This window comes from Spiribacter halobius (assembly GCF_020883455.1).
In the GTDB taxonomy this organism is placed as follows: Bacteria; Pseudomonadota; Gammaproteobacteria; order Nitrococcales; family Nitrococcaceae; genus Sediminicurvatus; species Sediminicurvatus halobius.
In genome coordinates this window covers 2651118-2677057 of record NZ_CP086615.1, presented here as the reverse complement: position 1 = coordinate 2677057, position 25940 = coordinate 2651118, and the positions used below count along the sequence as shown (strand labels likewise).

Sequence of the window (25940 nt, the reverse complement as noted above, 5' to 3'; positions counted from 1 at the left end):
GAAACCGCGTGAACCCGGCGGCCGTGCCCGGTAGACTGACGCGCCTGCAAGGCGGTGGAGGCCAGTGCGGGATGAGCGGTCCTGCCATGCCGGCGGTGCTCGCCGGCTGTACCCCGGACGGCGTTGGCTGGTCGGCCTTCGAGCACGCCTATCGGGAGGTCTTCGCACCGGCGGCGCAGGAGCCGCTGGCGCGGGTCCGCGAGCGTGCCGCCGCCGGCCGCTACCGGGTGACCGTCGCCATGGCGGAGCCCTCGGTCGTTGCGGGTTTCGCCATCGTCGACCGGGTGCCGAGCCCCGCCTATGCGGTGCTGACCTTCGTCGGCGTGCGGGAAGGCCGGCGGGGTCGAGGGCTCGGCGCGCGCCTGGTGCAGAGGGCGGCGGCCGGCATCCGGGAGACGCCACTGCTGGTGGAGGCGGCCCCGGGCGCCGAAGGGCTCTATGCCGCGGCCGGGTTCCGGTCGCTGGCCCTCGACTACCGCGTACCGGTGTTCGGCGGCGAGGGGGCGCAGGCGCATACGCTGATGATCCTGCAGGCCGGCGATATCGTCGACGGCCCCTGGCTGCGGGCGGTGGTGGAAGACATGTTCATCGATGGATACGGGGTGGCCGCCGGAGATGCGCGGCTCGCGCGACAGCTGGCGGGCATCGGGGCCACGGTGGAGCTGAGCCCATGTTGAGACTGCTGCAGACAAGCGAGGACGGCGAGCGCCTCGAGCACCCGGTGGCGGAAGTGCTGGCGAGCGGGCGCAGCCCCTATCAGGAATATCTTTTCTTCCGCTCGCCGGTGCACGGCGTCTGTGTGGCCCTGGACGGCGATCTGCAGTCCTGCGAGGCGGACGAGGCCCTCTACCACGAGGCGCTGGTGCACCCGGCGATGCTGCTGCATCCCGACCCGCGCCGGGTGCTGATCATGGGCGGCGGCGAGGGTGCGACGGCCCGTGAGGTGCTGCGGCATCCCGGTGTGGAGCGGGCGGTCATGGTGGATATCGACGAGACGTTCGTTGCCCTCTGCCGGGAGCACCTGGCGGACTGGAACCGCACCGCCTTCGCCGACCCGCGGCTCGAGCTGCAGTGCCGTGACATCAACGCCTATCTGGAGGAGGCGGGACCGGGCTTCGATGTCGTCATCGGCGATCTGGTGGACTTCAGCGACGAGGACGCGCCGGCAGCGGCCCTCTACAGCCGTGACCTCTACGCCCGGCTGCGCCGCCGCCTGAACCCCGGGGCGGTGCTGGCGACCCAGGCGGGCGGACTCACCGCACACCGCCAGATCGGGCACCGCCGGGTGCGGCGCAGCCTGGGCGGCGCGTTCGGGGCGCTGGCGAGCTATGCGCTGACGGTGCCGAGCTTCTACCACCTCTGGAGCTTCGTGCTGGCCTCGGATGGCGCCCTGCCGGATGGGGACACGCCGCCCCTGGAGACCTTCCGCCAGCGCGTGGCGGAGCGCGGGCTCGAGCTACCGGCCACCGGGCCGGCGGCCCTGGCCGGCGCGTTCACCCTGCCGGCGGCCATCGCCGGGGGCGTTTCGGGCACAGGGCGGCCGGCATGACGGAGCTGCGCTATCAGCTGCTGCCGAATCGGGACCCGGAGGCGGCGGACGTGCTCGTGCTGCCCGTGCCCCACGAGCTTACGGTGTCCTACCGCGCCGGCACCCACAACGGGCCCGATGCCCTGCTCGCCGCCACCGCGCAGCTCGAGTATTACGACGAGGATCTGGCCTGGTCACCGTTCCAGCATCTCGGTGTCAGCGTGCTGCCGACCCTGGAGAAGACCCTCTGGGAGCGGCCGGAGGACTTCCACCGGCGCCTCGGCGAGGCCACCGCGGCGCTGCGGCGGGACTCGCTCCTGCTCTGCCTCGGTGGCGAGCACTCGATTACGCCGTCGCTGGTCGCCGGGCGCATGCCCGGGCCCGGCACGGTGGTGATGCTGGACGCCCACGCCGACTTGCGGCCGAGCTACGAAGGCAGCGCGTACAGCCACGCCTGCCCCGGTCACCGGCTGCGCGCCGCCGGCCACCGCCTGCTGCTGGTCGGGGTACGCTCGCTGATGGATGCGGAAGCTGAGCGCATCGAGGCGGATGCGGGGATCGACTGCTACATGGCGCGCCGCCTGCGCCAGAGCGCGGCGTGGGACGCGCTGCTGGCGCAGCTCGCGGCATTGAGCGGTCCGGTCTGGCTCAGCATCGACATGGATGTCTTCGACCCGGGGCAGGCCGGCAGCGTGGGCACGCCGCAGCCCGGCGGGCTCGGCTGGTACGACGTCTGCGAGCTGGTCGAGGCCTGCCTCGCCAACCCGGCCGTGGATCTGCGCGGTGCCGACATCGTCGAGCTCATTCCCGATCCCGCCCAGGTCACCGACATGGTGGCGGCCAAGCTCAGCCAGCGCATCATCGCCTGCTGGGGGCGGGCGCAGGGATATGAGAACGGGCCGCGCAACGGCAGCCAGACGGAGGTGGACTATCACTGAGCACTGGACCCCGCCGGTATTCGTGCCCGCGCTGCACGCCGGCCATGCGCCGTCCCATGATTTCTCCGACGGTTACCCGCCGGTGCCGTACCCGGAGGTGCCGCAGCGCGTGGAAGCGGTGCTGCACGGCCTGCAGCGTATCTGGCCGGCGCAGCCCATCGAGGTGGCCGGGCAGGCGCTGGAGGCCGTGCGCGCGCTGCACGACGCCGACTACGTCGAGTTCCTGCTCGCCATCGCGGAGACGCTGCAACCCGGAGACGAGTACATCCCGACGGTCTTCCACCCGGATCTGGGGGGCGCGCCGTTGCGCCACCGCGGTGGCATGTACTGCGCGGAGATCGGCTCGCCGCTGGTGGCGGGCACCGTCGAGGCGGCTCTGTGCTCGGCGGCAGCCGCCGTGGCCGCCGCGGAGGCCGTCGCCGAATCCGGCGAGGACGCCATCGCCCTGTGCCGCCCGCCGGGCCATCACGCCGGGCGCCGGCGCTGGGGCGGCTACTGCCTGTTCAACAACGCCTATCTCGCCGCGCACCGGCTCGCCGCCGCCGGCATCTGCCCGGTGCTGGACGTCGACTACCACCTGGGCGACGGCGGCCTGGAGTTCGCGAGCGAGCAGGCGCCTTACTTCTCGCTGCACGCCGATCCCTGGCGCAACTATCCGCATCTCGATGCCCGGGCCGGCCGCGAAGCGGGCCCCGGAGCGCTCGTGGTGCTGCCCCGGGATACTGACGACGCCGAGTACCTGGAGCTGCTGGACCCGGTGCTCGCCCGTATCGACAGCCTGGAGCCCACCGCGCTGGTGGTTTCCCTGGGTTTCGACATCGCCACTGGCGACGGCATCCAGGACGATCCGGTGCACATCGGCCCGGAGGGCTTTCACACCCTTGGCCGGCGTATCGGGCGGCGGCCGTTCCCGGTGGTGGTGCTGCTGGAGGGGGGTTACGACCTGGAGGCGCTGCCCGAGCGCGCAGCGGACTTTTTCGCCGGCCTGCGCGACGGGCGCGCGGATTGAGCCCGGCGGGCGTCAGCGGCGGACGGCGTGGATGACGTGGTCGTGCTCGAAGAAGACGGTGAACGCGTCGTACTCCCAGCGGGTGATGGGCGGGTCACCCACCGCCTCGCGGGTATCCTCCGGCTCGCCGAAGCGCTCCCGCACCCGTTCCATGGAGCTGCCGCGCCGGGGCGTCTCGGCCGTCTCGGCGCTGGCCTCGAGGCGCTCGATCAGCAGCCGGTCGGCCTGGGCCGGCAGCGCGACGACGACACCGACCAGGGCAATGAGGACAAGGCTTCGCATCCGTAGCTTCTCCCTGCAGGTTTGGCGGGATAGTAGCATCCGCGCCCGACGCCGGGAGGACCGCCCGTGAGGTATGCGGCACCCCTCGTCGCCGGGCGGCTGCAGCGCCGCTACAAGCGGTTTCTGGCCGACGTGACGCTGGACGACGGCGCGGCGCTGACCTGCCACTGCCCCAACACGGGCTCCATGCTGGGCTGCGCGGAGCCGGGTCTGCGCGTATGGCTCTCCGCGAGCGACCGCCCCGGGCGCAAGTATCGGCACACGTGGGAGCAGGTGGAAACCCGCGAGGGCGTGCGCGTCGGCATTCATACCGGTCGTACCAACGCCCTTGTGCGCGAGGCCATCGATGCCGGCCGGCTGCTGCCGGAACTTGGCGCGGCCCCGGCAGTCCGAGCGGAGGTCCCGGTCCCCGGTGCGCCCATGCGCGCCGATTTCCGTCTGGAGGACGCCGACGGCGTGCGCTACGTGGAGGTCAAGAACGTCACCGCCGCCGTGGAGGCGGGGATCGCCCTGTTCCCGGATGCCCCGAGCTCCCGCGGCGTGCGCCACCTCGAGGTGCTCACAGGCCTCGTGCGGGCGGGCGGACGGGCGGCGCTGGTATTCTGCGCCCAGCGCGAGGACGCCACTGAAGTACGGCCTGCGGACGCCATCGACCCCGCCTACGGCCGCGCGCTGCGCGAGGCCATCGCGGCCGGCGTCGAGGTCCTCGCGCTCGGCGCCCGCGTCGAAGAACACGGCATACGGGCGGACCGGCGGCTGCCGGTCGTCTGCCCCTGAGTAGGCCCACGATGTTTCGACCCCTGCAGCTCTATATCGGCCTGCGCTACACCCGGGCGCGGCGGCGCAACCACTTCGTGTCGTTCATCTCCCTGAGCTCCATGCTCGGCATCGCCATCGGCGTAACCGCGCTGATCACCGTGCTGTCGGTGATGAACGGCTTCGAGCAGGAGCTGCGCCAGCGCATTCTCGGCATGGTCTCCCACGCGACCATCAACGCCTACGACGAGTCCCTGGAGGACTGGCGCGGGCTGACCGAGCGGCTGGCGGAGGATCCACGGGTGGCCGGCGCGGCACCGTTCGTGGACGGCGAGATCATGATCAGCCGCGGCAGCCAGGTCACCGGCGCGCTGCTGCGGGGGATCGATCCGGAGCGCGAGGGGCAGGTGTCCCGGGTCACGCGGCACATCGTGCGGGGCGACCTCGGGGATCTGCGGGCGGGGGAGTTCGGCATCGTGCTCGGCACCCGGCTTGCCCGCGGCCTCGGCGTGGGCGTGGGCGATGCGGTGAACGTGGTCACCCCGGAGGTACGGGCCTCGGCGGCGGGGATCCTGCCACGGGTCCGGCGGTTCACCGTGGTCGCCGAGTTCGAGGTGGACATGAGCCAGTACGACAGCTCCCTGGCGCTGATACACCTCGCGGACGCCCAGCGGCTGCTGCGCACGGGGGAGGGCGTCTCCGGGATCCGCCTCGAATTCGACGACATGATGGCCGCGCCGGAGCGGGTGCGGGAGATCGCCCGGGATCTGCCGGGGCTCTATCGCGTCAGCGACTGGACCATGCAGCACCGCAACTTCTTCCGCGCCGTGGCCATGGAGAAGACGGTGATGTTCATCATCCTGATGCTCATCGTGGGCGTGGCGGCGTTCAACATCGTTTCGACCCTGGTGATGGCGGTGCAGGACAAGCAGGCGGATATCGCCATCCTGCGCACCCTGGGCGCCGGGCCGGGAACGGTGATGGGGATCTTCATCGTCCAGGGCACCGTGCTCGGCGTCCTCGGCACGCTGCTCGGGGTGGCGGGTGGCGTCTCGCTCGCCCTCAACGTGGAGACCATCGTGCCCGCGATCGAACAGCTCTTCGGCGTGCAGTTCATCCCCGGCGACATCTACCTGATCAGCGAGCTGCCCTCCGACCTGCGCAGCAGCGACGTGGTGCGGATCACGGTCTCGGCCCTGGTGCTGAGCCTGCTCGCCACGCTCTACCCGGCCTGGCGAGCCGCCCGCACCGCCCCGGCGGAGGCCTTGCGCCATGAGTGAGGCGGTGCTGGAGGGGCAGGGCCTGGTCAAGGGCTTCCGCGAGGGTGGTCTCGGGGTGGAGGTGCTGCGCGGCGTCGACGTCAGCATCGGCCGCGGCGAGCAGGTGGCCGTGGTGGGGCGCTCCGGCGCCGGCAAGAGCACGCTGCTGCATATCCTTGGTGGCCTCGAGAACCCCACCCGCGGGGAGGTCTGGGTGGACGGCCAGTGCATGAGCCGGCTGCCCGCGGCGCGCCGCGGGCGACTGCGCAATCGGGCTCTCGGCTTCGTGTACCAGTTCCACCACCTGCTGCCGGAGTTCTCGGCGCTGGAGAACGTGGCGATGCCGCTGCTGATCCGGCACTCACCGCCGCGCCAGGCTCGGGCCGAGGCCACGGCCATGCTCGAGCGCGTCGGTCTGGCGGCCCGGCTGCGGCACAAGCCAGGCGAGCTCTCCGGCGGCGAGCGTCAGCGCGTCGCCATCGCCCGGGCGCTGGTGACGAAGCCGGCCTGCCTGCTGGCCGACGAGCCCACGGGCAACCTCGACCGGCACACCGCGGAGCAGGTGTTCGAGGTCTTCCGCGACCTCAACCGCGCCCACGGCACCAGCGTCGTGCTGGTGACCCATGACATGGAGCTCGCGGCGCGCATGGACCGGCGGCTGCTGATGGACGACGGCCGCTTCGTCGATGCCGAGGCGTGGGAGGGCGACACCCGCCGATGAGGCGCATGACAAAGGCGTCGGTTAGCCCTGTGGTTCCGCGGCCACGTCGCCCATTGCCTGCACCGGATCAACCGCAAGCACCCTCCAGGGGAACTACCGCCAAGGCGCAAAGGGCGCCAAGGATAAATTGGTAGAACAATCACCTAATCGCTAACCTTCGCGTCCTTCGCGTCCTTTGCGCCTTGGCGTCGTTCTCCTTCCCCGTCGTGGCCGGTCGCATGTGCACGGAGCCGGGCCGCCTGTTCGCGGCTTGGCCGGCGGCGGCGCAGCTCGCGCACCACCCAGATGCGCCAAAGCAGATTCGCCGCCCCGTAGCCGGCGAGGGAGACCAGCGTGCCCACCGCCAGCGAGCCAAGCAGCACCGGCTGCCAGATCTGGCGGAATTCATGCACCACCCAGGCGAGGCTCGGCTCGAAGGCCGTGTGAACCACTGGACTCCCGAGCAGCCAGGTCCCCACCACGTACGTGAAGTACACCATCGGTGGTATGGTCAGCGGATTGCTGATCCACACGAGGAGCACGGACAGCACCAGGTTGACCCGCAGCAGCACCGCCAGCGCTGCGGCGATGGCCATCTGCCCGGGCACCGGCAGAAAGGCCACGAACAGGCCCACCGCAACCCCCCCGGCGACGGAGCGCCGATTGAGATGCAGCAGGAAGGGATCCTCCAGCAACCCCGCCATGAATCCGAGACCGACGCGGTGTCGCACCGCGCCCGCCTCGGGCAGATAGCGCCTGAGCAGTCGCCTCGGCATTGCGGCTGTCCGTCTCCCCCGTACGTGGGCCGTGTCACCGGCCCTTGGCCCGGCAGTATCGCTGACCGCGCCTGACACTGGCCAGCGGCATGGCGGGCACTCTGCCCTGGTCGCTCCTCGGCGTCGTCGCCGGCGTATGGATGCCGCAGGCGCTCGGCCCCTGGCTGCTGCCCCTGCTGCCCATGGTGGCACTGCTGCCGCTGCGGGGGCCGCCGCGCGTGGCGGCGCTACTGGCCCTGGGCCTGCTCTGGGCGCTGCTCTGGCAGGGTCATGCCCTCTCCCTTCGCCCCGATCCATCCCTCGGCGAGCCGGTACCCGTCAGCGGGCGGGTGGTGTCGCTGCCGGAGCAGAGCGACGGACGCCTGCGCTTCCGGCTCGCACCCGACGCCATCGCCGGCACCGCTGACCGCCTGCCACGGTCGATCCGGGTCACCGTCTATGGCGAGCTGCCGGCCATCGCGGCCGGCGAGCGCTGGCGACTCCGCCTGCGGCTGCGGCGTCCCCGGGGCTTCATGAATCCGGTGCGCTTCGACTACGAGCGCTGGCTCGCTGCGAACCATATCGACGCCACGGCCTACCTGGCGGGGCTCGAGGCGGCCGAACGCCTGGCGCCCGCCAGGGGTCTCCCCGCCTGGCGCTCGGCGCTATCCGCCCGAATCGCCGCCGCCGCGGGCGCGGGCGACGGCAGCGCACTCCTGCGCGGGTTGGTCACCGGCGACCGGCGGGGCTTCGACGACGCGCTCTGGGAGGTACTGCGCGCCACCGGCACCAGCCACCTCATGGCCATCTCCGGGCTGCACGTCGGCCTCGTCGCGGGGGCAGGGCACCTGATCGGCGGGCTGCTCTGGGGCTGGCTGCGGCTGCCCGGGCCAAGGCGGCTGCCGGAGAGTGTCCTTGCCCTGCTGTTCGCCACCGTTTATGCCGGGCTCGCCGGCTTCGCACTGCCGACGATCCGGGCGCTGACCATGCTCGGCGTGCTCCTCGGCGGGCGTCTACTGCGCCTGCCGCTGGCGCCCGGGCGGGCGCTCGGGCTCGCCGGCGCGGTGGTGCTGCTGCCCGACCCGGCGGCGGCGCTGGCCCCCGGCTTCTGGCTATCGTTCGCGGCGGTGGCCTGGATCCTGCTGGTCCTGCGGGGGCGGCGGGATCCGGCCTGGCGCGGTCTGCTGCGCATTCAGCTGATGCTGACGGTAGGCCTCGCGCCGGTCCTGGCGCTGGCCTTCGGCGAGCTCGCGCCCCTTGCGCTGCCGGTGAATCTCCTGGTGCTGCCGCTGTTTTCCCTGGTGGTGGTACCGCTGGCCCTGGGGGGCACCCTGCTGCTGGCGTGGCCCCCGCTGGCGGGCCTGGTGCTGGAGACGCTCGCCGGCGGGCTGGAAGCGCTCGTGGCGGCGGGGAGCTGGCTGGCGGCGGTCACCGGAGGCACCCTTGCACTGCCCATGGGGCCGCGCTGGGCTGCGGCGGCCGCCACTCTGGCCGCGCTGCTGCTGGCGCTGCCGGCGGGGTTCCCTGGCCGGAGGCTGGTGCCGGCGCTGGCCTTGCCGCTGCTGCTGGCGGGGCCACCGCCGCTCGCGCCAGGCACCGCGGAGATCGCCTATCTCGAGGTGGGGCAGGGCAGCGCCGCGGTGATCCGCACCCGCGGCACCACCACGGTGGTGGATACCGGGCCGGCCTGGAGCGGCGGCGCCAACGCGGCGACCTTCACGCTGATCCCCTACCTGGAAGGCCTCGGCGTCCAACGGATCGACACGCTGATGGTCACGCACGCCGACGCCGACCATCGTGGCGGCCTGCCGGCGCTGCGGGCGCGGTTCGACATCGGCCGTGTCATCGCCGGCGAGGCGCTGCCCGGCGACGTCGCCGTCAGCCGCTGCCACCGGGGCCAGCGCTGGGAGCGGGATGGCGTGGCCTTTGACGTGCTCGGGCCGCCCGCCGGCCACGCGTGGGCCGGCAATGCGGCCTCCTGCATTCTCGCCGTGGCGACGGACGGCGGCCGTGTGCTGTTCACCGGGGACGTGGAAGGCGCGGCGGAGTCCTGGCTGGCCGAAACGCTCGCGGCGCCGGTGGACGTGCTGGAGGTGCCGCATCATGGCAGCGCCGGCAGCGGCGGGCCGGCGCTGCTGGCGGTGACGCGGCCACGGCATGCCGTGGTCTCCGCCGGCTTCCGCAACGCCTACGGCCTGCCGTCCCCCGAGACGCTGCGACGGCTGCGGTGCGCCGGGGCGCGGGTGCATGACCTTGGCCGCACGGGGGCTGCGCGCTTCCGGCTGGGGCCGGAAGGCGTGCGCTGGCTCGGCGACGAACGGCGCCGCCGGGCCGGCTGGCTGCATGAAGACCTGCGACGCCTTCGCTTTCGGGGTGGCGAGCAAATCCATTATGCTCCGGCCGATCTGTTGGGGCCTCCTCAGGGAACGGGCGAACTGCCGTGTGGGAACTGATCATTGCGGGCGGCTGGGTAATGCTGCCTATCGTCGTGTGCTCCGTGCTGGCCGTGGCGCTGTTCGCCGAGCGCATGTGGGCGCTGCAGCGCGGCCGCATCATCCCGCGACATCTGGTCGCGCAGGTCTGGCACAAGGTCAAGAACGACGCCCTGGACGCGAACCAGCTGCGGGAGATCCGCGCCGGTTCGCCCCTCGGGCGCGTGATCGCCGCCGGCCTGGTCAACATGCACCATGATCGCGAGATCATGATGGAGAGCATCGAGGACGCGGGCCGCCACGAGGCCCACGGCCTGGAACGCTACCTCAACACCCTCGGCACCATCGCCGCGATCACGCCGCTGCTCGGTCTGCTGGGCACGGTCATCGGCATGATCAAGGTCTTCGCCGCCATCAGCGCCCAGGGGCTGGGTGATGCCGCGGCGCTTGCCGGGGGCATCTCCGAGGCGCTGATCACCACCGCCGCCGGGCTGGTCGTGGCGATACCGAGCCTGATCGCCTATCGCTACCTGCGCGGCAAGGTGGATGCCCTGGTGGTGGACATGGAACAGGAATCGCTGAAGCTGGTGGAGGTGATCCACGGCCAGCGCGACCGCCTGGGGAGTGCGGCGTGAACCTGCGGCCACGGCGGCGCGAAGACCCCGAGATCAACCTCACGCCCCTGATCGACGTGGTGTTCCTGATGCTGATCTTCTTCATGGTCAGCACCACGTTCCTGCGCGAGTCCGATCTGCAGGTGAGCCTGCCCGAGGCGAGCACCGAGGTCACGGCTGAGGAGAATGCTCCGGTCGAGCTCACCATCAACCGCCAGGGAAGCTTCTTCATCAACGGCGAGGCACTGGTGAACAGCCGCCCGGAGACGCTTCGGCGCGCGCTGGAGGACGCCATCGGCGCGCGCGAAGCGGCCTCGGTGCGGGTCGTGGTCCGGGCGGACGCCGAGTCCGCTCACCGTCTGGTGGTGCGGGCGCTGGACGCCGCCGGCCAGGTCGGCCTGCGACGGGTCGGCATCGCCACCATCCCGGTGGAGGAATGAGAAAGCCGGCGATCCCGCTCACCGAGCTCGCCGAGGGGTCCGCCGCCCAGGTCTACCGCCGCCTGCTGGGCTACGTCGCCCAGTATCCCCTGGTCGCCACCGCCGCCATCGGCGGCATGATCATCACCGGCGCGACGGAAGCCGTTTTCGCCTGGCTCATCAAGCCCATGCTCGATTCCGGCTTCGTCGAGCGCGACCCCACCATCCTGCGCCTGATCCCGCTCGCCATCCTGGGGGTCTTCCTCGTACGCGGGGTGACCTCCTTCGCCTCCAGCTACGGCATGGCCTGGATCGGCCGCAAGGTGATCGGGCGGCTGCGCGAGCAGGTATTCGAGCGGCTGCTGACGCTGCCGCGTCGCTATTTCGACGACAGCTCCTCGAGCATGCTGCTCTCCAAGCTCACCTACAACGTCGAGCAGGTGGCGCAGGCCGGGACCAATGCCCTGATCGTGCTGGTGCGCGACACCGCCACGGTGTTCTTCCTGCTCGGCTACATGGCCTGGCTGAGCTGGCGTCTGGCGCTGGTGTTCCTGCTGCTCGGCCCGGTGGTGACGGCGGTGGTGGCCTACGTCAGCCGCCGCTTCCGGCGCCTCAGCCACCGTATCCAGCGCTCGGTGGGGACGGTGGCGTACGTCGCCGAGGAGGCCATCGAGGGCAGCGACGAGGTGCGGATCTTCGGCGCCCAGACCCATGAGCGCCGGCGTTTCGCCGCGGCCAACGAACGCAACACGCGCCAGTTCCTGAAGTTCGCCGCGACCAAGGCGCTGAGCACGCCCGTGGTGCAGTTCTGTGCCGCCGCGGCCCTCTCCGCCGTGGTCTGGCTGGCCACCGTGCAGGGCATGGTGGAGACGGTGACCGTGGGTACCTTCGTCTCCTTCATTGCCGCCATGCTGCTGCTGCTGCAGCCCCTGAAGCGGCTGACCAGCGTGCACGCCCAGATCCAGCGCGGTGTGGCCGCCGGCGAGAGCATCTTCGAGCTGATCGACGAGCCGCCGGAGGTGGATACCGGCACCCACGATCCGGGGCGCGTGACGGGACGCATCGACTTCGAGGGCGTGCAGTTCGCCTACCGCGATCCCCGGGCGCCGGTGCTGCACGGCATCGATCTCGGTGTCGCGGCGGGGGAGACCGTCGCCATCGTCGGGCGCTCGGGCAGCGGCAAGACGACGCTGGTCAATCTGCTGCCGCGCTTCTATGACGTCACCGCCGGCTGCCTCCGGCTCGACGGCGTACCGCTCACCGAGTACCGGCTGGAGGCCCTGCGCCGCCAGATCGCGATGGTCGGCCAGCAGGTGGTGCTGTTCAACGACAGCATTGCCGCGAACATCGCCTACGGACAGGAGCCGGCGCCGCCGCGGGAGCGCATCGAGGCTGCCGCGGAGGCCGCCAACGCGCTCGAATTCATCCGCGACTTGCCCCAGGGGTTCGATACCCCGGTGGGCGAGAACGGTGTCCTGCTCTCCGGCGGCCAGCGCCAGCGGCTCGCCATCGCCCGGGCGCTGCTCAAGGATGCCCCGGTGCTGATCCTGGACGAGGCCACATCGGCGCTGGACAGCGAATCCGAGCAGCATATCCAGAGTGCCCTGGAACGGCTGATGCAGGGGCGGACGACACTGGTGATCGCCCACCGCCTGTCCACCGTGGAGAACGCGGACCGGATCGTGGTCCTGGACGCCGGCCGGGTGGTGGAGACGGGGGACCACGCCACGCTGATCGCGCGCAACGGGGCCTATGCGGCGCTCCACAATCTCCAGTTCAGCGCCGCGCGGGCGGACGCCGGGGCGTGAGCGCCCGGCTGCCGCGGTTCTGGCTCCAGGACGGTCTCGGTGCCCGGCTGCTGGCGCCGCTTGGGGCCCTGACGGCCGCCGTGGCCCGCCGGCGGCTGCGCCGACACCGCCAGGGGATTGGCGTGTGGCGGGCGCCGGTGCCGGTGCTGGTGGTGGGCAATCTCTTCGTCGGCGGCAGCGGCAAGACGCCACTGGTGATCTGGCTCGTCGAGCGCGCCCGGGCGCTGGGGCACCAGCCCGGGGTGGTGCTGCGGGGTTACGGCGGCCGGGCCCGCGACTGGCCGCGCGGGGTTACCCCGGCCAGCGATCCGGCCGAGGTGGGCGACGAGGCGGTGCTCATCGCCCGGCGCACCGGTGCACCGGTCGCCGCGGGGCCGGATCGCCCGGCGGCGGTGCGCCAGCTGCTGGCGCTGTCGCCCTGTGACCTCGTCATCAGCGACGATGGCCTGCAGCACTATGCGCTGGGAAGGGATGCCGAGATCATCGTGCTCGATGCCGCGCGCGGGCTCGGCAACGGGCGCTGCCTGCCGGCGGGCCCTCTGCGCGAGCCGGCCGCGCGACTCGACACGGTGGATCTGGTGGTCGGCAACGGCGGGGCCACGGCCCATTCGCCCCACGCGTTCACGCTGCAACCCGGTACCCTGGAGCCTGTGGGGCAGGGGGGCGGCACGCCGCCCGCACCGGGCGCACGGGTTCACGGGATCGCAGGCATAGGCCACCCTGAGCGCTTCTTCGCCGCCCTGGAGCATCTCGGTTACGAGGTCATCGGCCACCCGTTGCCGGATCATCACGTGCCGCGACCGGACGACGTCGATTTCGGCGATGGCCTGCCCGTGATCATGACTGAAAAGGACGCGGTGAAGTGCCAGGCGCTGGCGCGCGCCGGCCTGTGGGCGCTGCCCGTTACGGCGGTGCCGGACGGCGCGACCACGGCCGAGCTGGACCGGCTGCTGCGACGCCTGATGGCGCCGAGCGGGCAGGAGGGTCACGAGACATGACCGCATTCACCGTGATCATCCCGGCGCGCTACGGCGCGAGCCGCCTGCCGGGCAAGCCCCTGCGGCAGATCGCGGGCGCGCCGATGATCCGCCACGTCTGGGAGCGCGCGCGGGAGAGCGGCGCCGAGCGCGTGCTGGTGGCGACGGACGACGCGCGCATCGCGGACGTTGTCAGCGCATTCGGCGGTGAGGCGCGCCTGACGTCGGCGGATCACGCGAGCGGCACCGATCGCCTGGCGGAGGTGGCGGCGCGGGAGGCGCTGGCGGGGGAGAGCATTGTCGTCAACCTGCAGGGGGACGAGCCGCTGATGCCGCCGACGCTGCTTGCCCAGGTGGCGGAGGTACTGGCGATGGCACCGGACGCGGCCATGGCCACCCTGGCCACGCCCCTCGGGGATTCCGCCGAGCTCGACAACCCGAACGTGGTGAAGGTGGTCACCGGGACCGATGGACGGGCGCTCTACTTCAGCCGCGCACCGATCCCCTGGGACCGGGACGGCGCGCCGGCAGAGCGCCTGGCGCTTGCCCGCCGACACCTTGGCATCTACGCCTACCGCGTCGCCTTCCTGCACCGCTACCCGGGCCTCCCCGCCACGGCCCTGGAGCGTCTGGAGCAGCTGGAACAGCTGCGTGCGCTGGCCAACGGTGAGCGCATCCAGGTTGCCGACGCGCGCACGTCCCCCGGCCCGGGCGTGGACACGCCCGAGGATCTGGAACGCGTCGCCCGTCTGCTGCAGGCCCGCGAGCCGTAGATCGCCGGCGGGGAGCATCGCTGCGATAGGCTGGCTCCGCGGGATCCCGCTGTGCTGTGCCGGGGCGAATGCCCAGGCTGCTGCCGGATGCAGTACGATTGCAGGCTTTCAAGCGAGTGACGCCGGAGCGCCCTCTTCATGGTTCGAGTGCTGTTCGTCTGCATGGGAAATATATGCCGGTCCCCCACGGCCGAGGGGATATTCCGTGAGCTGCTGCGGCGCGAGGGGCTGGAGGAAGCGGTTGAGACCGATTCCGCCGGCACTCATGGCTATCACGTCGGCCGGCCGCCGGACCCGCGGGCCCAGGAGGCGGCGGCACGGCGCGGGGTGGATATCAGCGATCTGCGGGCAAGGGCGGTGGACAGCTTCGACTTCGAGGCCTTTGATTACATTCTGGCGATGGACGAGGCCAACCTCGAGTGGCTCCGCGCCGAGGCCCCGAGCGCGGCGCACGAGCGCATTCGGCCCCTGCTCGACTACGCCCGCCGCCACGATGCGACCGAAGTGCCGGACCCCTACTACGGCGGGCGTGGTGGCTTCGAGCACGTGCTCGATCTGGTGGAGGATGCCGCCCAGGGTCTGCTCGAGGCCATGCGCCGCGAGCATGGGCTAGCCGCCAGCCCGCGCCAATGAAAAAAGGCGCCGGGGATTCCGCATCCCCGACGCCTGGTTTCCCGCATATCCCTCAGGCCGCGATCATTCGCGGCGCACGTCGTCGGCACCCACCGCGCGGGGCTGCTCGGCGTCGCCATCGTACTCGCCGTCCGCGGCGCCGCTCTGTCCCTCCCGCGTGCTGCGTTCGCCCGCCGCGGTTTCGGTACCGGAGGAGGCGCCACCGCCGGCGCTGACCTCTGGCCTCGGTTCGGTTGCTGCGGGGCCTTCTTCGGGCGCGGCCGGGGCCTGCGTCGGCTCTCCAGCGGACTGCACGTCCGGAGCCGCCGACCGTGGGGTATTCGGGCCGGCGCCGTCGTCCTGGCCGGCGGTGTCAGCGGAGGTCTGCGCCGCGCCTTCGCCGTGTCCCTGACGGCCCTTTTCGTCCGGCGCAGGCGCGGCCTGCGTGCCATCGGCCGACGCCGCCGGTGCGGATTCCGTGACCGCTGCCGTGTCGCCGGTGTCCTGGCGCGGGATACGCGGGCGGCCGGACCAGCGACGCGGATCGTCGTCACGCAGGCCGTGGGGCCGGGCGCTCGGCGGCCGCTCTGCCGCTGCATCGTTGCCCCCGGCGTCTGCCGGAGCCTCGGCGGCAGGCTTCGGCGCCCGCTGGGCGTCTTCACGCGCCTCGGCACTGGAGCCGCCCTGGGCAGCCGGACGGGTGTCCTCGGCAGGCTCCTGCGGGGCAGGCTCGGGCCGTGACGGCGCCGCTGCATCCTTCTGGTCGGTGTTGTCCGCCTCCGCGGGGGCTTCACCGTTGCCCTGATGGCTCGCCTCCTGCCGGCTCTCCTGGGCGCCGTCGCTGCCCTCGCCGCTGCCGCCACGACGACGGCGGCGTCCGCCACGCCGGCCACGCCGGCTGCGCCCGGAACCGCTGCTGCCGGATTCCGCGGACTTTTCACTGCTGCCGTCGCTGGCAGCGGTCTCGCGGGAGTCGGTCGCGGCCGCCTTGCCGCCGTCTTCCGCCGGCGCGGCATCGGTTGTGGGCGTGTCCTTGCGCGGCTTGCGGCCGTCGCGAGGCCGGTCCGTGTCGGTGGCCCGGGCGCTGGCCTCGCCCTCGCCGCTGCTGCCGGTGTCGTCGCTGCGCTCGCCGCCACCACTGCTGCTGCGGGGACGCCGCTGTCCGCCACGGCTGCCACTGCGGCCGCCGCCGGCGCTGCTGCTGCGGCGGCGGCGGGCGTTGCTGCCGCCGCTGCGCGCCTGGCCACCCTCGGCCTCCTGCTGCTCCTCCTGGCCACTGCTGCCGGCGTCGGTGACCTCGCTGCCCGTCACCAGGCGCCGCAGCCAGCCGATAAGACCAGGGGCCCGGGGCGGCTCCGCGGCGGCTTCGGGCGCCTCCGCCGGAGCCTGCTCGGCAGCCGCGGGCTTGCTCGGGGTCGGCGCCGGGGCCGGGGTTGCGGGTGCCACGGAGCGCACGGCGGGCTGCTCGCTGCGCGGGCGCTCGCTGGTCATGAGCTGCTCGGCGCGGCTCGGGCCGCTCTCCTCGCTGGCGAGGCGGTAGCTCGCGTCCTCGGCGGTGTCATCGTCGCTGCGGATACGCTGCAGCTCGTAGTGCGGGGTCTCGAGCTGGCGGTTCGGGATCAGGATGATATCGACGCCGTTGCGCTCCTCGATGGTGCCGAGGATGCTGCGCTTCTCGTTGAGGAGGAAGGTGGCGACGTCCACCGGCAGCTGCGCCAGCACCTTGCCGGTCTTGTCCTTCATCGCCTCCTCTTCGATGATCCGCAGCACCGAGAGCGCCAGCGATTCCACGCTGCGCACGGTGCCCTGGCCGCTGCACCGGCTGCAGACTTCGAGACTGGACTCGCCGAGGGAGGAGCGCAGGCGCTGGCGCGACATCTCCAGCAGGCCGAAGCGGGAGATGCGGCTCACCTGCACGCGGGCACGGTCCTGCTTCACCGCCTCCCGCAGGCGGTTCTCCACCTCGCGCTGGTTGCGGTTCGGCCCCATGTCGATGAAGTCGATGACAATGAGCCCGCCCAGGTCCCGCAGGCGGAGCTGGCGGGCGATCTCGTCCGCGGCCTCGAGGTTGGTCTTGAGCGCGGTCTCCTCGATGTCCGCCCCCTTGGTGGCGCGAGCGGAGTTGATGTCGATGGAGATCAGCGCCTCGGTGTGATCGATGACGATGACACCGCCGCTCGGCAGCCGCACTTCACGCTGGAAGGCGGACTCGATCTGGCTCTCGATCTGGTAGCGGGTGAACAGCGGGACGCTGTCCTCGTAGAGTTTGAGCTTCTGCAGGTTGTGCGGCATCACCTGCTGCATGAACTCGCGCGCGCTCTCGTAGATCTCGCGGTCGTCCACCAGGATCTCGCCGATGTCGGAGCGCAGGTAGTCGCGCAGCGCCCGGATGATGACGTTGCTTTCCTGGTAGATCAGGAACGGGGCAGGGCGCTCCTCGGCGGCCTTCTGTACCGCGCTCCAGAGGTTCAGGAGGTAGTCCAGATCCCACTGCAGCTCTTCGGCGTTGCGGCCGACCCCGGCGGTGCGCACGATCAGGCCCATGCCCTCGGGCACGTCCAGCTCGCGCAGGGCGTCGCGGATCTCGCTGCGATCGGGACCCTCGATGCGCCGCGACACGCCGCCGGCGCGGGGGTTGTTGGGCATCAGGACGAGGTAGCGGCCGGCGAGGCTGACGAAGGTGGTGAGCGCCGCGCCCTTGTTGCCGCGCTCCTCCTTCTCGACCTGGACGACGACCTCCTGGCCTTCCTTGATGACGTCCTGGATGCTGACCTTGGCCGGGTCGGCGTCGTCACCGCCCTGGAAATAGCTGCGGGCGATCTCCTTGAAGGGCAGGAAACCATGGCGCTCGGCGCCATACTGCACGAAGGCGGCCTCGAGGCTGGGCTCCACCCGCGTGATCTTGCCTTTGTAGATGTTGGCCTTCTTGCGCTCCCGGGCCGGGGTCTCGATATCGAGGTCGTACAGGGACTGGCCGTCAACCAGGGCGACACGCAACTCTTCGGGCTGAGTCGCGTTGATGAGCATTCTCTTCATGCCGAATCGATCTCCGGCGCTTGCCCCGAGCCCTCATCCCCACGACCACGCCGCCTGCGCCCGGCCGCGGTGTCGCGGCGGGCGGCATCGGGGCGCTGCGCTCGACGGCTGAGTCGAGCAGCAGGGCGAAGACGTGCAGGGTGAGCAGACCCGTCATGGGGAGTTCCACCAGCGGGCGCCAGGGCAGGCGCATTGAGCCGGCGGCACCGCAATGCCTGCCGGGTGAACCATTGGATGTCGTCTTCTTCAGTCTCGGGCCCGCCTGCAGGCCGGCACCGTCAACGTTCTTCCTGTAGTCACCCGGGGCCGAGTTCGCACGGCTGTTGCACTCGGATGACATACCCGCGGAACTATATCAATGCGAGGTATCCCCGTCCAAGCAACGGTTCGCAATCTCGACGCCGAGCAGGGCACCCGTGCCGTAAGCGCGGGTGTACACTGCCGCTCCGACGACCCCGCGGCCGGCGCCGGCGCAACGGCGTGGCCAGCCGCGGGCACCGACCCAGCTGACGCGAGCCAGACCATGCCCGCCGTCCAGCACATCGAGATCTCACAGGACCTCTCCGGGCAGCGCATCGACAATTACCTGATGCGCGTGCTCAAGGGCGTTCCGCGCACGCGTATCTATCGACTGCTGCGCAAGGGGGAGGTGCGGGTCAACGGCCGCCGGGCCCGCCCCACGTATCGCCTTGCCGCCGGCGATCGGCTGCGCCTGCCGCCGGTGCGCACGGGGCAGGGGGCCGTCAGCTCGGCCTCGGATCATGTGCTGGAGCGCCTGCGCGCCTCGATACTCTACGAGGACGAGCACGTGCTGGTGGTGGACAAGCCATCGGGGCTTGCCGTCCATGGCGGCTCGGGCCTCGCCTATGGCGTCGTGGAGGCGCTGCGGCAGCTGCGACCGGAGCAGCCGTTGCTGGATCTGGCACACCGCCTGGACCGTGATACCAGTGGCTGCCTCGTCCTCGCCAAGCGCCGCCCGGCGTTGCGCGCCCTGCACGCGCTGCTGCGTGACGGCCAGGTGGAGAAGCGGTATCTGGCCCTGCTGCATGGCGATCCGGGCCGGCAGCCCCGGGTGGTGGCCGAACCGCTGGCGCGGCGCAACGGCCCCGGCGGCGAGACCGTCATGCGCGTCGCTGCCGACGGCAAGCCTTCGCGCACGGTGTTCCGCGCCCTGAGTCGGCATGCGGGCTGGACCCTGGTGGAAGCCCGGCTGGAGACGGGGCGTATGCACCAGATCCGCGTCCATGCCGCGCACATTGGCCACCCGGTGGCCATGGACCCGAAGTACGGCGACCCCGAGGCCGACCAGGCGCTGCGGCGGCTTGGCCTGAAGCGCCTGTTCCTGCACGCCGCCGGCCTGCGCTTCCAGCTCCCCGGCCAGGCAGTGATCGACGTCTCGGCGCCGCTGCCTCCGGCACTCCATGATGTGCTTCGTTGTCTCGGGGAGAACGGGGACAACCGCGAAGGCGCAAAGGGCGCGAAGGGAGAATAGGTTTATTATTCAATGCCTTGTAAACTTTGCGTCCTTCGCGCCTTCGCGGTTGCTGTCCCAGCTCCTAGGCACTCAGGCGTTCGCAACAGCCAAGGCGATATAGTTCTGGCTCAGCCCATCGGCACGAGGGAGAAGGATGAACGAGGACGAGCACTGGGAGCGGCAGACGCTGCGGGATATAGCGCTCGAGGGCGTGAAGGAGCGCCGGCGGGCGCGGCGCTGGGGGCTCGTGTTCAAGGCCCTGATCCTGATCTATCTGTTCACGCTGCTCTTCTATTCGCCGGTACTCGACTGGCTCGCTGGCGATGATGACGGGCCGGGGCGGCATACCGCCGCCGTGGACGTCACCGGGCCCATCATGACCGACAGCCCGGCCAGCGCCGAGACCGTGATCCGGAGCCTGGAGCGGGCGTTCGAGGCCCCCGAGGTGGCCGGCGTGATCCTGCGCATCAACAGCCCCGGCGGTTCGCCGGTGCAGTCCGGGCGGATCAACGACGCCCTCAAGCGGCTGCGGGAAAGCCACCCGGATATCCCCGTGCATGCCGTTGCCGGGGACCTCATGACCTCCGGAGCCTACTACATCGCCGCCGGGGCCGACCGAATCTTTGCCGACAAGGCCTCCCTTGTCGGGTCCATCGGCGTGATCATGGGCGGTTTCGGCTTCACCGAGAGCCTGGACAAGCTTGGCGTGGAGCGCCGTTTGTACACCGCCGGCGACAACAAGGCCTTTCTCGATCCCTTCTCCGCCGAGGATGAGGACCAGGTGGCCCACGCTCAGGAGATGCTCGGCGAGATCCACCAGCAGTTCATCGACGTGGTGCGTGCCGGCCGTGGCGAGCGGCTGAATCGCGAGCGCGAGGAGGAGATCTTCAGCGGCCTGATCTGGACCGGCGAGCGCGGCCTCGCCCTCGGTCTGGTCGATGACCTGGCCGGCCCCCAGGACGTCGCCCGGGAGGTCATCGGCGCCGAGGAAATCATCGACTACACCGTCCAGCCCGGCCTGTTCGAGCGCATCACCGACCGCCTCGGCATCGCCCTCGGCCGCGAGCTCGCCAGCCGTCTTGGACTCGGCACGCCCCAGCTCCGGTGAATGCCTTCGCCCGCGAAGTGGCTTGCTCGCATTGGGACTAACCGCAAAGGCGCAAAGGTGAAGAGAAAACCAAGGCGAGAGTGGCTTGCTGAGCTCATGAGAGAAGCGATGAGCTTCGTCATATAACCGTCTCTTGGCGTTGCCTTTGCGCCCTTTGCGTCTTTGCGGTTAGTCCCCAGGAACCAGAGCGCGAGCAATCAAGGCAGGCTAACCCCGGCGCTGTGGAGGAGGTCGGTGAGGGCGATGAGGGGCAGGCCGATGAGGGCGTTGGGGTCGTCGCCCTCCAGGCGCTCGAACAGGGTGATGCCGAGGCCCTCGGCGCGGAAGGCGCCGGCGCAGTCCAGGGGCTGGTCTCTCGCGACATAGCGCTCGATGGCATGGCGCGAAAGCGCCCGGAAGTGTACCCGGAAGGGAACGACGCGGGCCTCGGTGGTGCCCCGCCGGCCATCGAGCAGCGCTACCCCGGTCCAGAGGGTGACCACGCCTCCGGCCGCTGCGCTCAGCTGTTCCACCGCGCGTTCCGCCGTGTGCGGCTTGCCGAGGATCTCGCCGCCGCGCTCGCTGCACTGGTCCGAGCCGATCACCAGCGCCCCGGGGTGGCGCGCAGCCACGGCGGCCGCCTTCTCGCGCGCCAGCCGCTCGACGTAGTCGGGGGCGGCCTCGCCGGCATGGCGGCTCTCGTCGATCTCCGGCGCATCGCTGGCAAAGACCAGGCCGAGGCGTGCGAGCAGCTCGGCGCGGTAGGGCGAGCTGGAGGCGAGGACGATTCTGACGGCCATACACTGACTCCGGCGGGGATAGGGTATGGTCGGCCAGTCGTCTTCGCGCGGCAAGCACCGCAATTTGCCGCATGATCAGCGGCTTTGACACCTTCCGGGGGCGCGGATACCATGCGCGGCCTATGCGAGAAGGCGTGCTCCCGGAGTGGCTCGATCTGCGCCGCCTCGGCGCGGCGGGGGCCCGGCTAGCGGGGCCGGTGGAGCTGGCCGGGCTGTCGCGCTTGCGGGAGCGCCTGCAGACTCCCGCCGGCGAAGCGGAGGCCGAGGTCAGGGTGGCCTTCGACCAGGGCCTGAAGGCCGTGGTCAGCGGACACGTCCGGGCCAGCGTGGTGATGCGCTGCGAACGCTGCCTGGGGGCCGTAACGGTCCCTGTGGCTGGCGACTTCACCCTGGCCGTGATCGAGGACGAGGGCGCCGCGGAGGGGTTGCCCGCGGAGGAGGAGCCGGTGCTGGCTCCGGGCGGGCGGCTCGCCGTGCATGCCCTGGTGGAGGACGAGCTGCTGCTGGCACTGCCCATCGTGGCCTTCCACGACGACAGCGCCTGTGACGGCGGCCAGCGGTACTTCGCCCCTGAAGGTGAAGCGCCGCCGGAACGTGAGAGCCCTTTTGCCGCCCTCGCCGAACTCAAGCGCGGCCGGTCCTGACCGGCCGCAGACGACAACACGACGGATGGAAGCCCAATGGCCGTTCAGCAGAATCGCAAGTCTCCCTCGAAGCGTGGCATGCGTCGCAGTCACGATGCCCTCTCCGGGCCCACGCTGTCCGTGGACCGGACCACCGGCGAGACGCACCGCCGCCATCACATCTCGGCGGACGGCTACTACCGCGGCCGCAAGGTGACCGCCGGCCGGGACGAGTGACGCCCGCGGCAGCCCGCGGTTCCCACCCAGCCGGCCGCTGACCACGGCCGCGTCGGTGCTGCACCGGCGCGGCCGATTCGTATTCGAGCCGGGGAGTCCTGCAAGAGCATGGGCCAAGCCTGCACACTGACCCTCGACGCCATGGGCGGCGACCACGGCCCGGGCGTAACCGTGCCGGCGGCGCTGGCGGCGTTGCGCCGGCATCCCGACGTTCGCCTCGTGCTCGTGGGCGACGGGGCGGTGCTGGAGCAGGCTCTGGCCGCAGCCGGCGGCCGTCTCGACGAGCGGCTGTCCATCCGCCACACCGGGCAGGTGGTGGAGATGGACGAGTCCCCGTCCCAGGCCCTGCGCTACAAGAAGGACTCCTCCATGCGGGTCGCCATCGACCTGGTGAAGGACGGCATCGCCGACGCCTGCGTCAGCGCGGGCAACACCGGGGCGCTGATGGCTACGGCCCGCTACGTCCTGAAGACCCTCCCGGGGATCGACCGGCCCGCGATCTGCACCACGATCCCCTGCATCGGCGGCCGCTTCCGCATGCTGGACCTGGGCGCGAACGTCGACTGCACGGCCGAGCACCTGTTCCAGTTCGCCGTGATGGGTTCGGTGCTCACCGAGGCCAGCGGCGACGCGACGGCGCCTCGCATCGGTCTGCTCAACCTCGGCGAGGAGGAGATCAAGGGCAACGACCAGGTCAAGCATGCGGCCCAGCTGCTCCAGGGCAGCGATCTCAATTATGTCGGCTACGTTGAAGGGGACCGCATGTACCAGGGCGTCGCCGACGTGGTGGTCTGCGACGGATTCACCGGCAACGTGGCGCTGAAGAGCAGCGAGGGCGTGGCGGCAGTGATCTCGCACTACCTGCGGGAGGAGTTCCAGCGCAACCTGCTGACGCGGCTCGCTGGCCTGGTGGCGCTGCCGGTGCTGCGCAGCCTCCGGCGCCGGCTGGATCCGCGGCGCTACAACGGTGCCAGCCTGCTCGGCCTGCGTGGCGTCGTGGTCAAGAGTCACGGCGGCGCCGATGCGGTGGCCTTCGAGGAGGCCATCGAGGTAGGCATCCTCGAGGCGCGCAAGTCGGTGCCGACGCTTATCGACGAGCGCCTCGGCACCCTGTTCGCGGAGGAGGCCCGCTCGTGACGCGGACACGCATCGCCGCCACCGGGAGCTACCTCCCGGAGCGGATCATGACCAACGCCGAGCTCGAGTCCCTGGTGGACACCACCGACGCCTGGATCCGCGAGCGCACCGGCATCGCCCAGCGCCATATCGCTGCCCCCGGCGAGACCTGCGCCGATCTGGCGCGTGCGGCCGGGCAGGCGGCGCTGGACGCCGCCGGCCTCGCCCCGACGGATGTCGACCTGATCGTCCTCGCCACCTCGACACCGGACCAGGTCTTCCCCAGCACGGCCTGTCGCGTGCAGGAGCGCCTGGACGTGCCCGCTGGCGCCATCGCCTTCGACGTGGCCGCGGCCTGCTCCGGCTTCGTCTATGCGCTGGACGTGGCCGACCGCTTCATCCGCACCGGCGGCGCCCGGCGCGCACTGGTCATCGGCGCCGAGACCTTCTCCCGCATTCTCGACTGGAGCGACCGCAGCACGTGCGTGCTGTTCGGTGATGGCGCCGGCGCCGTGGTGCTGGAGGCGGCGGAGTCGCCGGGTGTGTACTCCACGCACCTGCACGCCGACGGCCGCCAGGAATCCCTGCTGAACGTGCCCTGGGGCGTGTCCCAGGGCTACGAGCTGCTGGAGGGCAGCCGCGGCAAGGTCAGCATGCGTGGCAACGAGGTGTTCAAGGTCGCGGTGCGCACGCTCGGCGCGGTGGTGGACGAGACTCTGGCCGCCAACGGCATGAGCCGCGCCGACGTCGACTGGCTGATTCCGCACCAGGCCAATATCCGCATCATGGCCGCCACGGCGCGCAAGCTGCAGCTGCCGATGGAGCAGGTGGTAAGTACCGTGGAGTGGCACGGCAACACCTCGGCGGCGTCGATCCCCCTGGCGCTGGACGTGGCCGTGCGCGACGGCCGCATCCAGCGCGGCCAGGTGCTGCTGCTGGAGGCCTTCGGCGCCGGCTTCACCTGGGGATCCGCGCTGATCCGCTACTGATCGAGGCCAAGCATGACACGACGTGACGATCTTGCCTTCCTCTTCCCGGGTCAGGGCTCCCAGTCGGTGGGTATGCTGGACGCCCTGGCGGAGCGCCATGCCTCCGTGCAGAAGACCTTCATCGAGGCATCGGCCGCGCTGGACGAGGACCTCTGGCGCCTGACCCAGGAGGGCCCCCAGGAGCAGCTCAACCGCACCGACACCACCCAGCCGGTGATGCTCACCGCCGGCGTGGCCGTGTGGCGCGCCTGGCAGGCGGGTGGCGGCCCACAGCCGGCGCGGCTCGCCGGCCACAGTCTCGGCGAATACACCGCGCTGGTCTGCGCCGGCAGCCTCGACTTCGCCGACGCCGTCCGGCTCGTGCGGGACCGCGGGCGCTTCATGCAGGACGCGGTGCCGGAAGGGCAGGGCGCAATCGCCGCCGTGCTCGGCCTCGACGACGAGCGCATCGGCGAGGTCTGCGCGGAGGCGGCTGGGGACGAGGTCGTGGAGCCGGTGAACTACAACGCCCCGGGGCAGGTGGTGATCGCCGGGCACGTCGGGGCGGTGGAGCGCGCCCTGGAGGCTGCCAGGGCTGCCGGGGCCAAGCGCGCCGTGAAGCTGCCGATGAGCGTGCCGGCGCACTGCTCGCTGATGCGCCCGGCCGCCGAGCGCCTCGCCACGCGTCTGGCGGAGGTGGACATCCGTGAGCCGCAGATCCCGGTGCTGCACAACGTCGACGTCAGCGAGGCGGGGACCCCGGACGAGATTCGCGAGCGCCTGGTGGCGCAGGTGCGCTCGCCGGTACTCTGGACCGGGATCATTCGCGCGCTAGCCGCCGCGGGCATCCAGCAGGCGGTGGAATGCGGACCCGGCAAGGTGCTTGCCGGCCTCAACCGGCGCATCGAGCGCGGCATGGGCATCGCCGCCGTCTACGATCCGGATACCCTGGCGCGAACCCTGGAGACACTGGAGTCGGCATGAAGATCGAACTGACGGGCGAGGTCGCCCTGGTGACGGGCGCGAGCCGCGGGCTCGGTCGGGCCATCGCCGAGGCCCTGGGCGGCGCCGGGGCTACGGTCATCGGCACGGCCACCTCGGAGCGCGGCGCCGAAGCCATCGATACGCGGCTGCGCGATGCCGGCGTACCCGGGGCCGGCGTCGTCCTGGACGTCCGCGAGCGCGACACCATCGCCGCGGTGCTGAAGGATATCGGCAGCCGCTTCGGTGCCCCCAGCATTCTCGTCAATAACGCCGGGATCACCCGCGACACGCTCATGATGCGCATGGGTGACGATGACTGGGACGCGGTCATCGACACCAACCTGAGCGCGGTCTACCGCGTCAGCCGCGCCGTGCTGCGCGGCATGATGAAGGCCCGCCACGGCCGCATCATCAGCATCGGCTCGGTGGTGGGCCTCATGGGCAATGCCGGGCAGACCAACTATGCTGCCGCCAAGGCGGGGCTGCTGGGCTTCACCCGCTCGCTGGCCCGTGAGGTGGGCAGCCGGGGGATCACGGTCAATGCCGTGGCGCCGGGCTTCATCGCCACGGACATGACCGACGAGCTCGGCGAGGCGCAGCGCGACGCGCTGCTCCAGCAGACGCCGCTGGGCCGCCTGGGCGCGCCCGAGGACATCGCCGCCGCGGTGTGTTTCCTCGCCTCCGCCCAGGCAGGCTATATCACGGGGGAGACGCTCAACGTCAACGGCGGCCTGTACATGAGCTGAGGAGTCG

The 25940-nt window shown here is 71.3% G+C and carries 26 protein-coding genes; 22 read left to right on the top strand and 4 right to left on the bottom strand.

The genetic code is table 11. The annotated features are described in order from the left end of the window. Positions 1-71: 71 nt before the first annotated feature. From LMH63_RS12190 to LMH63_RS12175, 4 genes are read left to right on the top strand one after another with little or no spacing between them, the layout of a single operon-like run. Positions 72-677 (top strand): GNAT family N-acetyltransferase, encoded by a 606-nt coding sequence (locus tag LMH63_RS12190; RefSeq protein WP_109678443.1) that lies wholly within the window; start codon positions 72-74, stop codon positions 675-677. Further along, positions 671-1549, top strand: coding sequence for a spermine/spermidine synthase domain-containing protein (locus tag LMH63_RS12185; RefSeq protein ID WP_109678445.1), 879 nt, complete (start codon positions 671-673; stop codon positions 1547-1549). The genes LMH63_RS12190 and LMH63_RS12185 overlap by 7 nt, the downstream gene beginning before the upstream one ends. Continuing rightward, a complete protein-coding gene (locus LMH63_RS12180; protein WP_109678447.1) occupies positions 1546-2466 on the top strand; it encodes an arginase family protein in 921 nt (306 codons plus the stop codon). The genes LMH63_RS12185 and LMH63_RS12180 overlap by 4 nt, the downstream gene beginning before the upstream one ends. A gap of 22 nt (positions 2467-2488) precedes the next feature. Next, positions 2489-3475 (top strand): arginase family protein, encoded by a 987-nt coding sequence (locus tag LMH63_RS12175; RefSeq protein ID WP_229332581.1) that lies wholly within the window; start codon positions 2489-2491, stop codon positions 3473-3475. Positions 3476-3487: 12 nt separating this feature from the next. Here the strand turns inward: LMH63_RS12175 and LMH63_RS12170 are convergent, their stop codons facing one another. Further along, the gene (locus LMH63_RS12170; protein ID WP_109678451.1) at positions 3488-3757 is read right to left on the bottom strand and encodes a phosphodiesterase; all 270 of its coding nucleotides are present in this window, start codon (positions 3755-3757) and stop codon (positions 3488-3490) included. A gap of 66 nt (positions 3758-3823) precedes the next feature. On the opposite strand from LMH63_RS12170, the gene sfsA reads away from it, so the two are divergent. The 3 genes from sfsA to lolD are packed head-to-tail and all read left to right on the top strand — an operon-like array spanning position 3824 to position 6493. After that, positions 3824-4534 (top strand): DNA/RNA nuclease SfsA, encoded by a 711-nt coding sequence (sfsA, locus tag LMH63_RS12165; RefSeq protein ID WP_109678453.1) that lies wholly within the window; start codon positions 3824-3826, stop codon positions 4532-4534. Between the two features lie 11 nt (positions 4535-4545). Further along, entirely contained in the window at positions 4546-5793 is a 1248-nt protein-coding gene (locus LMH63_RS12160) for a lipoprotein-releasing ABC transporter permease subunit (RefSeq protein WP_109678455.1), read from the top strand. After that, a complete protein-coding gene (gene lolD, locus LMH63_RS12155; RefSeq protein ID WP_109678457.1) occupies positions 5786-6493 on the top strand; it encodes a lipoprotein-releasing ABC transporter ATP-binding protein LolD in 708 nt (235 codons plus the stop codon). Before LMH63_RS12160 ends, lolD begins: the two co-directional genes overlap by 8 nt. A gap of 143 nt (positions 6494-6636) precedes the next feature. Here lolD and LMH63_RS12150 read toward each other — a convergent pair whose 3' ends face one another. Next, positions 6637-7248 (bottom strand): DUF2062 domain-containing protein, encoded by a 612-nt coding sequence (locus LMH63_RS12150; RefSeq protein ID WP_109678459.1) that lies wholly within the window; start codon positions 7246-7248, stop codon positions 6637-6639. Positions 7249-7337: 89 nt separating this feature from the next. Between LMH63_RS12150 and LMH63_RS12145 the strand changes: the two genes are divergently transcribed. From LMH63_RS12145 to LMH63_RS12115, 7 genes are all read left to right on the top strand, one after another. Continuing rightward, complete coding sequence (locus LMH63_RS12145) at positions 7338-9680, top strand: DNA internalization-related competence protein ComEC/Rec2 (RefSeq protein ID WP_109678461.1); 2343 nt, start codon at positions 7338-7340, stop codon at positions 9678-9680. Further along, the gene (locus tag LMH63_RS12140; RefSeq protein ID WP_199225648.1) at positions 9668-10294 is read left to right on the top strand and encodes a MotA/TolQ/ExbB proton channel family protein; all 627 of its coding nucleotides are present in this window, start codon (positions 9668-9670) and stop codon (positions 10292-10294) included. The genes LMH63_RS12145 and LMH63_RS12140 overlap by 13 nt, the downstream gene beginning before the upstream one ends. Continuing rightward, a complete protein-coding gene (locus tag LMH63_RS12135; protein ID WP_109678463.1) occupies positions 10291-10713 on the top strand; it encodes an ExbD/TolR family protein in 423 nt (140 codons plus the stop codon). Before LMH63_RS12140 ends, LMH63_RS12135 begins: the two co-directional genes overlap by 4 nt. Further along, positions 10710-12500: a lipid A export permease/ATP-binding protein MsbA gene (msbA, locus tag LMH63_RS12130; RefSeq protein ID WP_109678465.1), complete on the top strand. Its 1791-nt coding sequence runs from the start codon at positions 10710-10712 to the stop codon at positions 12498-12500. Before LMH63_RS12135 ends, msbA begins: the two co-directional genes overlap by 4 nt. After that, entirely contained in the window at positions 12497-13498 is a 1002-nt protein-coding gene (lpxK, locus tag LMH63_RS12125) for a tetraacyldisaccharide 4'-kinase (protein WP_109678467.1), read from the top strand. The genes msbA and lpxK overlap by 4 nt, the downstream gene beginning before the upstream one ends. After that, complete coding sequence (gene kdsB, locus LMH63_RS12120; RefSeq protein WP_109678469.1) at positions 13495-14250, top strand: 3-deoxy-manno-octulosonate cytidylyltransferase; 756 nt, start codon at positions 13495-13497, stop codon at positions 14248-14250. The genes lpxK and kdsB overlap by 4 nt, the downstream gene beginning before the upstream one ends. A 138-nt stretch (positions 14251-14388) precedes the next feature. After that, positions 14389-14883 (top strand): low molecular weight protein-tyrosine-phosphatase, encoded by a 495-nt coding sequence (locus LMH63_RS12115; protein ID WP_109678471.1) that lies wholly within the window; start codon positions 14389-14391, stop codon positions 14881-14883. Between the two features lie 63 nt (positions 14884-14946). Here LMH63_RS12115 and rne read toward each other — a convergent pair whose 3' ends face one another. Further along, complete coding sequence (rne, locus tag LMH63_RS12110) at positions 14947-17898, bottom strand: ribonuclease E (protein WP_109678473.1); 2952 nt, start codon at positions 17896-17898, stop codon at positions 14947-14949. A 523-nt stretch (positions 17899-18421) separates the two neighbouring features. Here rne and LMH63_RS12105 point away from each other — a divergent pair. After that, positions 18422-19390 (top strand): RluA family pseudouridine synthase, encoded by a 969-nt coding sequence (locus LMH63_RS12105; protein ID WP_109678475.1) that lies wholly within the window; start codon positions 18422-18424, stop codon positions 19388-19390. Positions 19391-19526: 136 nt separating this feature from the next. Next, positions 19527-20480 (top strand): S49 family peptidase, encoded by a 954-nt coding sequence (locus LMH63_RS12100; RefSeq protein WP_109678477.1) that lies wholly within the window; start codon positions 19527-19529, stop codon positions 20478-20480. A 197-nt stretch (positions 20481-20677) separates the two neighbouring features. Here the strand turns inward: LMH63_RS12100 and LMH63_RS12095 are convergent, their stop codons facing one another. After that, positions 20678-21259: a Maf family protein gene (locus LMH63_RS12095; RefSeq protein ID WP_109678479.1), complete on the bottom strand. Its 582-nt coding sequence runs from the start codon at positions 21257-21259 to the stop codon at positions 20678-20680. A 122-nt stretch (positions 21260-21381) separates the two neighbouring features. Here LMH63_RS12095 and LMH63_RS12090 point away from each other — a divergent pair, with 122 nt between their 5' ends. The 6 genes from LMH63_RS12090 (at position 21382) to fabG (ending at position 25933) form a co-directional block, all read left to right on the top strand. Beyond that, a complete protein-coding gene (locus LMH63_RS12090) occupies positions 21382-21903 on the top strand; it encodes a YceD family protein (protein WP_158280357.1) in 522 nt (173 codons plus the stop codon). Between the two features lie 36 nt (positions 21904-21939). Beyond that, positions 21940-22119, top strand: a complete 180-nt coding sequence (rpmF, locus tag LMH63_RS12085) for a 50S ribosomal protein L32 (RefSeq protein WP_109678483.1) — start codon at positions 21940-21942, stop codon at positions 22117-22119. A 108-nt stretch (positions 22120-22227) separates the two neighbouring features. Then, positions 22228-23256, top strand: a complete 1029-nt coding sequence (gene plsX, locus LMH63_RS12080; RefSeq protein ID WP_109678485.1) for a phosphate acyltransferase PlsX — start codon at positions 22228-22230, stop codon at positions 23254-23256. Then, positions 23253-24224, top strand: coding sequence for a beta-ketoacyl-ACP synthase III (locus LMH63_RS12075; protein WP_109678487.1), 972 nt, complete (start codon positions 23253-23255; stop codon positions 24222-24224). The genes plsX and LMH63_RS12075 overlap by 4 nt, the downstream gene beginning before the upstream one ends. 12 nt (positions 24225-24236) lie before the next feature. Beyond that, positions 24237-25187, top strand: coding sequence for an ACP S-malonyltransferase (gene fabD, locus LMH63_RS12070; protein WP_109678489.1), 951 nt, complete (start codon positions 24237-24239; stop codon positions 25185-25187). Further along, the gene (fabG, locus tag LMH63_RS12065) at positions 25184-25933 is read left to right on the top strand and encodes a 3-oxoacyl-ACP reductase FabG (protein ID WP_373317855.1); all 750 of its coding nucleotides are present in this window, start codon (positions 25184-25186) and stop codon (positions 25931-25933) included. Before fabD ends, fabG begins: the two co-directional genes overlap by 4 nt. Positions 25934-25940: the final 7 nt, after the last annotated feature.